The 12,225-nt window shown below is 71.6% G+C and carries 6 protein-coding genes and 1 pseudogene; 4 read left to right on the top strand and 3 right to left on the bottom strand.

Annotation, left to right across the window (positions count from 1 at the left end):
- The first annotated feature begins 169 nt into the window (after window positions 1-169).
- Together ACWD6P_RS36085 and ACWD6P_RS36080 are read left to right on the top strand one after the other, a co-directional pair.
- Window positions 170-811, top strand: coding sequence for a DUF6313 family protein (locus ACWD6P_RS36085; protein WP_451448450.1), 642 nt, complete (start codon window positions 170-172; stop codon window positions 809-811).
- A gap of 63 nt (window positions 812-874) precedes the next feature.
- Window positions 875-1,252: a hypothetical protein gene (locus ACWD6P_RS36080; RefSeq protein WP_451448449.1), complete on the top strand. Its 378-nt coding sequence runs from the start codon at window positions 875-877 to the stop codon at window positions 1,250-1,252.
- Window positions 1,253-1,280: 28 nt separating this feature from the next.
- On the opposite strand, the gene ACWD6P_RS36075 is transcribed toward ACWD6P_RS36080, so the two are convergent.
- Window positions 1,281-2,066: a response regulator gene (locus ACWD6P_RS36075; protein WP_451448448.1), complete on the bottom strand. Its 786-nt coding sequence runs from the start codon at window positions 2,064-2,066 to the stop codon at window positions 1,281-1,283.
- Window positions 2,063-6,397 carry a HAMP domain-containing protein gene (locus ACWD6P_RS36070; protein ID WP_451448447.1) on the bottom strand — a complete coding sequence of 1,445 codons (4,335 nt, stop codon included), beginning with the start codon at window positions 6,395-6,397 and terminating at the stop codon, window positions 2,063-2,065. Before ACWD6P_RS36070 ends, ACWD6P_RS36075 begins: the two co-directional genes overlap by 4 nt.
- Window positions 6,398-6,522: 125 nt before the next feature.
- On the opposite strand from ACWD6P_RS36070, the gene ACWD6P_RS36065 reads away from it, so the two are divergent.
- Entirely contained in the window at window positions 6,523-8,379 is a 1,857-nt protein-coding gene (locus tag ACWD6P_RS36065; RefSeq protein WP_451448446.1) for a SpoIIE family protein phosphatase, read from the top strand.
- A 180-nt stretch (window positions 8,380-8,559) separates the two neighbouring features.
- Window positions 8,560-10,209 (top strand): long-chain fatty acid--CoA ligase, encoded by a 1,650-nt coding sequence (locus tag ACWD6P_RS36060; protein ID WP_451448445.1) that lies wholly within the window; start codon window positions 8,560-8,562, stop codon window positions 10,207-10,209.
- A gap of 63 nt (window positions 10,210-10,272) precedes the next feature.
- Here the strand turns inward: ACWD6P_RS36060 and ACWD6P_RS36055 are convergent.
- Window positions 10,273-12,225 (bottom strand): annotated as a pseudogene (locus ACWD6P_RS36055) (hypothetical protein); the annotation flags it as partial.

Genomic DNA, 12,225 nt, shown 5'->3' with positions numbered 1-12,225 from the left:
CCTGCAAGACGGTCTGGGCGGAGTTCGATCTGCCGCTGTGGAGCTGACGGCCGGAAAGCGGGCTGACCAGGATGGCGATTGCCAGCTCCCGGTGCGCCCCGAATGTCTAGACTCGGGGTGTTGGGCGAGGCAGTGGGGGGCGTAGTTGAACAACCCGATCCCTATACCCATGGATCTGGCGTTGCCGCCGGTGCGGCGGGCCAGGAGGCTGCGGCGGCTGTGGCGGTCCAGGAAGGCGCTGGCGGGGCTGACGCAGTGGATCATCGACTGGGGGCTGCCGTTCGCGGTGGGCATCAGCCTGCTGTACGTCTTCGCCGTGCGGGCGGCGAGCCCCAGCGCGGTGTACAGGACGTTCACGCTCATCGACGCGCCGGAGCAGACCTTGCTCTGGCTGGCCTCGGTCATCGGCTGGCTGGCCGTGCCGGCCGTCATCGGTGGTGTGGCCGGTCATGTGATCGCCACCCGTATCCAGAGCGTGAAGTCCATTTCGACGAGCACGCTCTTCCAGCGGCGCGGCTGGGCGGCCAGGCTCCGGCCGCCGTCCCGGATCGACCATCTGGGGGCGTACTTTCACGGCACGCTGGCGGAGCAGGTCTTCGTGGACGCGTTCGTGCGTATCGCGCACCGCAATGACTGGGACAAGGCCCAGGACCACTGGGAGGTCATCATCAGGGACACGATGAGCACCCAGCAGTTCTCCAAGCTCGACCGGCACGAGTGCCTGCGGCAGGCGCAGGATGCGTCGCTCATCCATGTGCGGCCGGCGGCGCTGGTGGGGCTGTGTGTGGTGTGTGTCGCCCGTAAGCCGTGAGCTCGTGAGCCGTGAACTCGTAAGCCGTGAAGGACGTTCCCGTGAGGGAGAGGGGGGTGGCTGATGCAGGCGGAGAGTGCGGTGGAGATCGTCCGGGCCTCGCTCGCCCTGGCGTTTCCCACCGCCACCGATGAAGGGCTGACCAGGGCCGCGGAGCTGGTGCTGCGCTGGGGTTCCGAGGGCGTGGGGGTGCAGCTGGAGCCGGATCTGGCGGAGCGGATGCTGCTGGATCTGATGGCGGTCGCGGGCCAGGAGCCGGGCGAGTTCGAAGAGGCCAGGGCGCCGCGTACCGACCTCACCTATGTGGAGCCGGCGCGGAGCCGCGCGTGGAGCCGTACGAGCGAGACGCGGGACCGGCTGCCGTACATCCCGCGGCCTCCCGAGCGTCCGGGGCGCGGCCGGTTCCGGGGCGGCGGCCGGGGGCACAGGCCGAGCGAGTGAACCCGTGGGCGCCGCGGGTCCGCAGGCGCTATGTGCTGCGGTCGGCCAGCATTCTGCCCACTGCCTGTTCCAGCTCCGCGATGCGGTCCGCGAGGTCGGACTGCTCGGCGCCGCCGGTCTGTTGGCGCAGGTGGAGTTCGAGCTGGGCGAGTTGCGCGGCGACCTCCGCGAGGCGGGCGGCTTCCGCGGACCTGGCGGTCGCGGACCTGGCGGCGCCGGGGGGTGCGGGGGAGCGGGCGGCGGACCCGGCGGGATGCTGTGCGGCAACGGCGGGTTCGCCGGTCGGGGTCTGCGGTCCGCCGCTCTGGGGGGTCTCCTCCTCGGGGGTCGCCTGGGCCTCCCCGGCCGCACCGCTGGGACGGCCGCCGTCCGCGGTCAGCAGACGCCGCAGCTGTTCGGCCTGGGCGGCCAGTTGGCGGTTCTTGCGGTGCAGTTCGAGGAAGACGTTCACCTTGGTGCGCAGCAGCCATGGGTCGAAGGGTTTGATGAGGAAGTCGGCGGCGCCGACCGTGTAGCCGCGGTAGGCGTAATTGGGGTCGACCGCGGCGCCGGTCAGCAAAATGATCGGCACGTCCTTCGTCTGGTCCAGCCCTTTGATGTTGGCCGCGGTCTCGAAGCCGTTCATTCCCGGCATCAGCACGTCGATGAGGACGACCGCGAATTCCTCGCGGAGCATCGCCTTGAGGGCTTCTTCGCCGGAGCGGGCGCGGACGACTTTCTGGGTGAGGGAGCCGAGGACCGCCTCCAGCGCCACCAGGTTCTCTTCCATGTCGTCGACGATGAGAATGCCGGGTGCGGTGTCCGGTGTGGTCATGGCTGCGGCCCCGCCGTTCCCCGGCCGGAACCGGCTTCCTCGGAGGCGTGGGCGGCGCGGCCGGAATCAGGCCTCGGGCAGGGATGGCCGCCGTTCTTCTCGGGGTCCAGGAGGGTGCAGATCACGGTCAGCAGGCGGTCCACATCCACCGGTTTGGGGATGTAGTCGTTGGCGCCGCTTTCGATCGCCTTTTCACGGTCGCCCGGCATGGCCTTCGCGGTGAGCGCGATGACCGGCAGGTCCGCGAAACGAGGTGTCTGCCGGATCGCCTTGATCATCTCGTAACCGTCCATTTCCGGCATCATGATGTCCATCAGCACCAGCGACACATCCGGTGTCCGGTCGAGCACTTCCAGTCCCTCGCGGCCGTTCTCGGCGTACTTCACGCGGATGCCGACCCGGCCCAGTACATGCGTGAGCGCGAAGACATTGCGGATGTCGTCGTCGACGATGAGGATCCGCCGGTTGGCCAGCACCTGGCCGGGGCGTCCGCTGAGCCAGTCCTTGAGGCGGGTGGTCTCGGGCCAGGTGACATCGCCGCCATCGAGGCCGCGGCCGGCCGTATGGGGCGGCGGCTCGTGCTCGTGCACTTCCTGGGGGGCGAAGACGTCGCCCGGTGCGGGGCCGTGGTCCGGCGGGGCTTCGGCCGGGGGCGCGGGGCGGGTCGTGAGCTGTTCGGCGAGGACGGGCCGCGGTGCGGTGGCGGGGCCGGCGCTGGGCGCGGGGAGCGGGACGGTGTAGCGCGCGGGCACGTACAGGGTGAAGGTCGAGCCGACGTCGGGCTGGCTCTCGGCGGTGATCCGGCCGCCGAGCAGCGCCGCCATATCGCGGCTGATGGACAGGCCGAGGCCGGTGCCGCCGTATTTGCGGTTGGTGGTGCCCTCGGACTGCTGGAACGCCTCGAAGATGTCGTCGAGTTTCTCGGCCGCAATGCCGATACCGGTGTCCTTGACGGAGAAGGCGATGACGTCGTCGGCGGTGCGGAGGGATTCCTCTTCGAACTCCGTTCCCGGTACGCGCCGGACGAGGAGTTCCACGCCGCCGGAGGAGGTGAACTTGACGGCGTTGGAGAGGAGGTTGCGCAGGATCTGCTGGAGGCGCTGTTCGTCGGAGAACAGCTCCACGGGGACGTCGTCGTCGACGGTGACGTCGAAGGTGAGGCCGCGGTCGACGGTGAGCGGCTTGAAGGTGGCGCGCACGTAGTCGAGGAGTTTGATGAGCGGCAGCCGTTTGGGATGGACGTCCATCCGGCCCGCCTCGATCTTCGACAGGTCGAGGATGTCGTTGATCAGCTGGAGGAGGTCGGAGCCGGCGCGGTGGATGGTGACGGCGAATTCCACCTCCTGCGGGGCGAGCCGGCCCTCGGGGTTGTCGGCGAGGAGCCGGGAGAGCACCAGCAGGGAATTCAGCGGGGTGCGCAGCTCGTGCGACATGTTCGCCAGGAATTCGGACTTGTACTGGGACGAGGTCGCGAGCAGGGCGGCCTTCTCCTCCAGCTCGGCGTTGGTGAGCTGGAGCTCGTCGGAGCGCTGGCGGAGCTCGGCGGTCAGCCGCTGGGACTCCGAAAGGAGCGACTCGGTACGGGCGTTGGCGATGATGGTGTTGATCGAGACGCCGATGGTGTTCACGAACTGGTCGATGAAGGCGAGGTGCACATCGCTGAAGCGGCTGAAGGAGGCGAGCTCGATCACGCCGAGCACCTGGTCCTCGAAGAGGACCGGGAGGATGACGATGCTGGCGGGGGCGGCGGCGCCGAGGCCGGAGCTGATGGTGATGTAGTCGGGCGGTACGGCGTCGACGACGATGCGCTTCTTCTCCATGGCGGACTGGGTGATCAGGCCCCATCCGGGGCTGCCCATGCGCAGCCGCGGCAGCGAGCGGTGGCCTTCGGGCTGGCCGGTGCCGTAACCGGCGATGAGTTCGAGCCCCTCGCCCGGCTCGGCGCCCGCCTCGGCCAGGAAGAACGCGCCGAACTGCGCGTTCACCAGCGGGGTCAGCTCGCGCAGGATCAGATCGGCGACCTCGACCAGGTCGCGGTGGCCCTGCATCAGGCCTGCGATACGGGCCAGGTTGGACTCCAGCCAGTCCTTGGCGCGGGTGGTCTCACGGAGGTTGGCGACCATCAGGTTGATGTTGTTCTTCAGCGCGGCGACCTCGCCCTGGGCCTCCACGGAGATCGAGCCGGACATATCGCCCTGGGTGACGGCGCTGGCCACCTCGGCGATCGCGCGGACCTGCGTCGTCAGGTTCAGCGCCAGCTCGTTGACGCTGGTGGTCAGCCGCTTCCAGGTGCCGTAGACGCCCTCGACCCGGGCCTGGCCGCCCAGCTGGCCCTCGCTGCCGACCTCGCGGGCCACCCGGGTCACCTCGGAGGAGAAGGAGGAGAGGGTGTCGACCATCGTGTTGATGGTCGTCTTCAGTTCGAGGATCTCGCCGCGGGCGTCGACGTCGATCTTCTTCGACAGGTCGCCCTTGGCGACGGCGGTGGCGACCTGGGCGATGTTGCGGACCTGCGAGGTCAGGTTGTCGGCCATGGAGTTGACGTTGTCGGTGAGGTTCTTCCAGACGCCGGATACGCCGTGGACCTGGGCGCGGCCGCCGAGCCGGCCCTCGGTGCCGACCTCGCGGGCCACCCGGGTCACCTCGTCCGCGAACGCCCGCAGCTGCTGGACCATGGTGTTGACGGTGTCCTTCAGCTCCAGGATCTCGCCGCGGGCATCGACGTCGATCTTCTTCGACAGGTCGCCGTTGGCCACCGAGGTGGTGACCTGGGCGATGTTGCGGACCTGGGACGTCAGGTTGAGCGCCATGGAGTTGACGTTGTCGGTGAGCTCCTTCCAGACCCCGGACACGCCTCTGACCTGCGCCTGACCGCCCAGGTTGCCCTCGGTGCCGACCTCGCGGGCGACCCGGGTGACCTCGTCGGCGAAGGCGGAGAGCTGGTCGACCATCGTGTTGATCGTGGTCTTGAGCTCCAGGATCTCGCCCTTCGCCTCGACGGTGATGGTCTTGCCGAGGTCGCCCTCCGCGACGGCGGTGGCGACCTGGGCGATGTTGCGGACCTGGGTCGTCAGGTTGTCGGCCATGAAGTTGACGCTCTCTGTGAGGTCCTTCCAGACCCCGGATACGCCTCTGACCTGGGCGCGGCCGCCGAGCTGGCCTTCGGTGCCGACCTCGCGGGCGACGCGGGTGACCTCGTCGGCGAAGGCGGAGAGCTGGTCGACCATCGTGTTGATCGTCGACTTCAGTTCGAGGATCTCGCCCCGGGCGTCCACGGTGATCTTCTGGCTCAGGTCGCCGTTGGCCACCGCGGTGGTGACCTGGGCGATGTTGCGGACCTGCCAGGTCAGGTTGGAGGCCATGAAGTTGACGTTGTCCGTGAGGTCCTTCCAGACCCCGGATACGCCTCTGACCTGGGCGCGGCCGCCGAGCTGGCCTTCGGTGCCGACCTCGCGGGCCACCCGGGTCACCTCGTCCGCGAACGCCCGCAGCTGGTCGACCATCTTGTTGACGGTCAGCTTCAGCTCCAGCAGCTCGCCGGTGGCCTCGACCGTCACCTGCTGGGTCAGATCGCCGCGTGCCACCGCCGTCGTGACCACCGCGATGTCCCGCACCTGCGCCGTCAGCCGCGACGCCATGGTGTTGACCGCCTCGGTCACATGCAGCCAGTCGCCGGAGAGCCCCTGGACCTTGGCCCGGCCGCCGAGCCGGCCCTCGGTGCCGACCTCGCGGGCCACCCGGGTCACCTCGCCGGTGAACAGCGAGAGCTGGTCAACCATGCGGTTCACGCCGCTGCCCAGGCGGCGCAGATCGCCGTGGAGCTGGCGGTTGCCGTCGTGCAGGTCGACGTGCTGGGTCAGATCGCCGTCGGCCACCGCGTCCAGCACCCGGGTGGCCTTGGCGAGCGGTACGGAGAGGGCCTCCAGGACGGTGTTCGCGGCCTCGATGTTCGTCGTCCAGGTCCCTTGCCCGGGGCTGGCGGAGATCCGCTCGTCCAGCCGGCCCTGGCGGAGGATCTCGCCGCGGACGCGCTCCAGCTCGGAGGAGAGATGGATGTTACGGGCGACGATCTGGTTGAAGACGCCGGTCAGGTCGGCGACCACGCCGTCCGCCGCGGCGCCCGTCGCAAAGCCCTCCAGTCGCGTGGTGAAATCCCCGTCGCGCAGTGCGTTCATCGCGGCGAGCAGGGGCCGCAGCTCACTGGTACGCACCCACTGCCCGTTCCCGCCGGACGGCGGAGCGGCGGGCTCCGGCGCCGCGGAGGGCTGTGCGGAATCGGAGGGTTCGGGGGGCTGGGAAGCAGACTCGGGCCGGGCCGGGTCGAGAGCCATGGCGCACCATCCCCCCAGTGGTCGTTGTTGGGATATCCAAATGCGGCAGAATGATCAAATTGGGCGGATATGACATAGTATAAAGCGCTCGTAATTAGTTTCTCCCGGCACACCCAGGGGGCACAGTGGCGGCGCTGTTCTCCCCGTACGCGACCGAATCCGTGTCCCGGAAAGGCCTGCCGGCCAATCAGCTCGCGGCCTCCGGAGCACGTAAATTCGTGCGCGCGCTGCTCACCGAACGGGCCGGCGCACCGCCCGCCACGGCAGGGCCGGGGGCCGCGGCGATCAGCTCGGAGCTCATCCAGACCGCGGTACTGCTCACCAGCGAGCTGGTCACCAACGCCGTGATGTACGCCGGCACCGACATCGACGTGACCTGCCGCCTGGAGCACGGCCCGCCGCCCGACGCCGAGAACGGGGGCGGCCGGGCGAAGGTGGGCATCGTCCTGGAGGTCTCCGACCGCCACCCCGCCCGGGGCGTACGCGGCGGAGTGGACGCCCGGACCGGTGAGCCGGGCTACGGCCTCCAGCTGGTGAGCGCGCTGGCGGAGTCCTGGGGGGTGACCTACCGCAAGTCCGTCAAGACGGTCTGGTTCCGTCTGGAGGCCACCGAGGGGGAGCCCGCGGTCGTCGGCCCCGAGCCCGAGCCGCGCGGCGCCGAGCCCCCCGTACGCCTGGCCCACCCCGTCGCGGGCCGGCGCGGCCGGCTGCACGGGTACGCCGCCGAATGGGCCGACCGCGGCGGCCCGTCCTTCCTCGCCGAGACCAGCGAGCTGCTGGCCGGGCAGCTCGACCAGGACATGGTCACCGCGCTCGCCGCCCAGCTGCTGGTGCCCCGGCTCGCCGACTGGTGCGCCATCTGGCTGAGCACCGAGGGCGGCGGAATGCAGCTCTCCCGCGTCTGGCATGCCGACGAGGCGCGGATCAACCCGCTCCGCGCCGACCTGGAAGGGGATCCGCCCACCGACGTGGTCCGTACGGGGGCCACGCCCTGGCCCTGGCCGGAGTGCGCCGGCACGACCCCTCCGGGCGGCTCCGCGCTCGCCTTCCCCCTGGTCGCCCGGGACACCGACCAGGGCGTCCTGCTGCTCGGCCGGACCGGCCAGCTGCAGATGACCGACACCGTGGTGCGGATGGTCGAGGACGTGGCGCGCCGGGTCGCCCAGGCCGTGTACACCGCCCGCCAGTACACCCGGCAGACCACGATCAGCCTGGCGCTGCAGCGCCGGCAGCTGCCCGCGTCGCTGGCCAGCATCGTCGGCGTGGACACCGCGATCGTCTACGAGCCGCACGGCGAGGGCCAGACCGTCGGCGGCGACTTCTACGACGTCTTCCCGATGGGCGACCGCCGCTGGTGCTTCCTGCTCGGCGACGTACAGGGCAAGGACCCGGAGGCGATGTCCGTCACCGGACTGGCCCGGCACCTCGTACGGCTGCTGGCCCGCGAGGGACATGGCGTTGAATCGGTCCTCGGACGGCTGAATCTGGCCATGGCCGAGGAGAGCGCGGAGGCGGTGGAGCTGGGCGGAGAGCAGGCCAGCTCCCGCTTCCTGAGCCTGCTCTACGGCGAGCTGGAGGTCGACCCCGGCGTGGCCGGCGCCCGCTGTACGGTCGCCAGCGCCGGCCATCCGCCACCGCTGCACATGTTCGTCGACGGCACCGTGGAGCCGGCCTCCGAGCCCCAGATGCTGCTCGGCATCGACGAAGGCACCGAGTACCACGCCAGCGCCTTCGACCTCGCCCCCGGTGAGACGCTGCTCTGCGTCACCGACGGCGTCACCGAACGCCGTTGCGGCAACTGGCAGTTGGACGACAACGACGGTCTGATCGAGGTCCTCAAGGACGGCATGGGCCTGGGCGCCAAGGCACTGGCCGAGCACGTCCGGCGCGCGGCCCACGACTTCGGCACCGGCCCGGTCGAGGACGATCTGTCGGTGCTGGTCCTCCAGGCGGCGGTGCCGACGGTCGATCCCCGTCCGTGAACGGCGCCCGGCCGCCGCACGGGCGAGGGCCTGCCCGCGACGCCGTCCCCGTGCCCGACCGGGCCCGTCCGCCGTGTCACGAGCTGGCAGAAACACACCCCCGAGGGCGTGACATACCAGCCGGTATGCGCTGACAATCGCAGCATCGACTACCCGCCCGTAACAAAGCGGAGGCACCCGGTGCTCAGCACGATGCAGGACGTACCGCTCATCGTTTCGCGAATCCTGACCCACGGTTCGACGGTCCACGGTGAGTCGCAGGTCATCACCTGGACCGACGGTGACCCGCACCGGCGCACCTTCGCCGAGATCGGCCGCCGGGCCGCGCAGCTGGCCCATGCGCTGCGCGACGAGCTGTCGGTGGCCGACGACGAGCGGGTCGGCACCCTCATGTGGAACAACGCCGAGCACATGGAGGCGTACCTCGCGATCCCCTCCATGGGGGCGGTGCTGCACACCCTCAATCTGCGGCTGCCCGCCGAACAGCTGGTGTGGATCGTCAACCACGCCGAGGACCGGGTGGTGCTGGTCAACGGGAGCCTACTGCCGCTGCTGGCCCCGCTGCTGGCGCAGCTGCCCAAGGTCGAGCACATCGTCGTCGTCGGCCCCGGGGACACCTCCGTCCTCGACGGCGCGCAAGCGCGGGTGCACGAGTACGAGGAGCTGCTGGCCGGGCGGCCGGAGACCTACGACTGGCCCGAGCTCGACGAGCGGGCGGCGGCCGCGCTCTGTTACACCTCGGGGACCACCGGCGACCCCAAGGGCGTGCTCTACAGCCACCGCTCGCTCTATCTGCACTCGATGCAGGTCAACACGGCCGAGGCGTTCGCGCTCAGCTCGCGCGACATCACCCTGCCGGTGGTGCCGATGTTCCACGTCAACGCCTGGGGGCTGCCGCACGCCGCGTTCATGGCCGGTGCCTCGCTGCTGATGCCGGACCGCTTTCTGCAGCCCGCCCCGCTCGCCGAGATGATCGAGACCGTACGGCCCACCGTCGGCGCCGCCGTACCCACCATCTGGCAGGGCCTGCTCGCCGAACTCGACGCCAAGCGGCGGGACGTGGCCTGTCTGCGCACCGTCGTCATCGGCGGCTCGGCCTGCCCGCCGGCCCTGATGCGCGGCTTCGAGGAACGGCACGGCATCCGCGTCGTCCACGCCTGGGGCATGACCGAGACCTCCCCGCTGGGCTCGGTCTCGCACCCGCCGGCCGGCGTGAGCGGCGAGGAGGAGTGGGACTACCGCGCCACCCAGGGCCGCTTCCCGGCGTCCGTGGAAGCGCGGCTGATCGGGCCCGGCGGCGAGCGGCTGCCGCACGACGGCGCCGCGGCCGGCGAGCTGGAGGTCCGCGGGCCGTGGATCGCCGGCGCGTACTACGGCGGCGCGCAGGGCGAACCGCTGCGCCCCGAGGACAAGTTCAGCCCCGACGGCTGGCTGCGCACCGGCGACGTCGGCACCATCACCGCCAACGGCTATCTGACCCTGACCGACCGCGCCAAGGACGTCATCAAGTCCGGCGGCGAGTGGATCTCCTCCGTCGAGCTGGAGAACCACCTGATGGCGCACCCGGAGGTGGCGGAGGCCGCGGTGGTCGCCGTACCGGACGACAAGTGGGGCGAGCGGCCGCTGGCGACCGTGGTGCTCACCCAGGGCGCGACCATCGGCTACGCGGAGCTGAAGGCGTTCCTCGGCGAACGGATCGCCCGCTGGCAGCTGCCCGAGCGGTGGGCGCTGATCCCGGCGGTGCCCAAGACGAGCGTGGGCAAGTTCGACAAGAAGGTGCTGCGCCGGCAGTACGCGGACGGGGAGCTGGAGGTCACGCTGCTGGCGTGAACCGGACGCGGAACGAGCGGCCGGGCGCCCACGGCAGGGGCGCCCGGCCGCTCTCCGTACCGCTCAGTTCGTACCGATCTTGGCCAGCAGGTCGACGATCCGGGCCTGCACCTCGGCGCTCGTCGAGCGCTCCGCGAGGAAGAGCACCGTCTCCCCCGCCGCCAGCCGCGGCAGCTGCGCCGGGTCCATGTCGGCGGAGGTGTAGACGACCAGCGGCGTGTGGTCGAGCAGACCGTTGGCACGCAGCCAGTCCACGATGCCGGCCCGCCGACGGCGCACCTGCATCAGGTCCATGACGACGAGATTCGGCCGCATCTGCGTCGCCAGGGTGACCGCGTCGGTGTCCGCGCCGGCCCGTGCGACCTGCATCCCGCGCCGCTCCAGCGACGCGGTCAGGGCGCCCGCGATGGCGTCGTTCTGCTCGATCAGCAGCACCCGCGGCGGATGCGACTCGCTGTCGCGCGGCGCCAGCGCCTTGAGGAGCACGGCCGGATCGGCGCCGTACGCGGCCTCCCGGGTGGCCTGCCCCAGACCCGCCGTCACCAGGACCGGGACCTCGGCGGCGCCCGCCGCCTGGCGCAGCGACTGCAGCGCGGTACGGGTGATCGGCCCGGTCAGCGGGTCGACGAAGAGCGCCGCGGGGTACGCCGCGATCTGCGCGTCCACCTCCTCGCGGGAGTTGACGATCACCGGACGGTAGCCGCGGTCGCTGAGCGCCTGCTGGGTGGCGACGTCCGGCGCCGGCCAGACCAGCAGCCGACGCGGATTGTCCAGCGGCTCGGGCGGCAACTCGTCGTCCATCGGCAGCGGCTGACGGTCCATCACCTCTATGGCGCCGTTCGGACCGTCCAGCGGCTCGGGACCCTCGCTGCCCTCGTCGGGCGCGGAGATCGCAAAGGCACGGCCCTCACCGGCGCCCATCAGATGCGGCTGCGGCTGCGGCGGGGCCGGCGGCTTGGGCTGTGCGGGGGCCTGCGGCCGGTCCGGCTGCGGCGCCTGCGGTGCACCGGGGTGCGGGCGCGCCGCCTCCGGCGCGGAGTCGGCGGCGGCCGCGCGCTCGCCGTCCTGCGGGGGCGCGGCGAGCTTGCGGCGGCGGCCCGAACCGCCCGACGTCCCACCGGGCGGTGTGCTGCCGGGAGGCGCCGGCGGACGCTGCTGATCGGCGATCTGCTGGGCGAACGGCACACCCTGCCCCAGCGTGCGCACGCTGAACGCCCGCCCGTGGGAGTGCCCCGCCGGCTGCCCGTCGTCCTCGGCGGCGGGCGGCAGCGGTTGCCGGTGCGGCGATACGGGGGCCTGCCCCGGAGCCTCCTCGGCGGGGCTGGGACGGCCGCGGCGACGACCGGTCGGGGCGGGGGCGCCGGGTGCCTGGGGCGTGTGCGGCGGCTGGGGTGCGCGGCCGTCCGGGGCGGGAGCGGCCCCGGGAACCGGGTTCGCCTCGCCCTCCGGGGCGAGGGGCGCCTGGCGCGCGTCTTCGCCCGGCACCGGAGCGATCCCCGGCGCCATGCCGGTTCCGGTGTCCGTCGCCGCCGCAGGAGCGGCCGTCACACCCCGATCCGCGGACTCCGCGGCCCCGGCGCCCTGACCCGTGGGCTCGGCCGGACCGGCGGCCTCGGTCGGCTGCGCCACCAGCCCCTCCGGGCCCGCCACGAACGTGCCGGACGACTCGGAATCGGCCATCGCGGCGGCCGCGCGCTCCTCGGCCGCGGCGCGCCTGGCCCGCCGCCGACCGGTCGGCTCGGCGTCCCAACCGCCTTGCGGCGTACCGGAGTTGGCGGCCGCTTCCAGCTCGTGGCCGGGCTGTCCGGTCTGGCCGGGCTGTCCGGCGGCCGCCGCGGCCTCCGGGCCGGCGGCGACCGGACGGCGCGCACGACGGCGGCCCGTCCCGGCGCCGTCCTGCGCGGCGGCCGCCTGCGCGGGCACGTGGCCGGCGGCCGCGGGGCGAGGGTGGATGGGCGTTAGAATACTTCCCGGCGGATTTACGGGACTTGATTCTGTTGCGGTGTTCGTCTGAAC

The sequence above is a fragment of the Streptomyces sp. NPDC002446 genome, from assembly GCF_053595675.1.
Note: the sequence above shows the minus strand (reverse complement) of the source record. Positions and strands in the feature narration are given on the sequence as shown.

Excerpts from the sequence above, each read along its gene's own strand:
- ACWD6P_RS36085 (WP_451448450.1), top strand. The coding sequence starts at position 170 with ATGGATCTGGCGTTGCCGCCGGTGCGGCGGGCCAGGAGGCTGCGGCGG.
- ACWD6P_RS36080 (WP_451448449.1), top strand. The coding sequence starts at position 875 with ATGCAGGCGGAGAGTGCGGTGGAGATCGTCCGGGCCTCGCTCGCCCTG.
- ACWD6P_RS36075 (WP_451448448.1), bottom strand. The coding sequence starts at position 2,066 with ATGACCACACCGGACACCGCACCCGGCATTCTCATCGTCGACGACATG.
- ACWD6P_RS36070 (WP_451448447.1), bottom strand. The coding sequence starts at position 6,397 with ATGGCTCTCGACCCGGCCCGGCCCGAGTCTGCTTCCCAGCCCCCCGAA.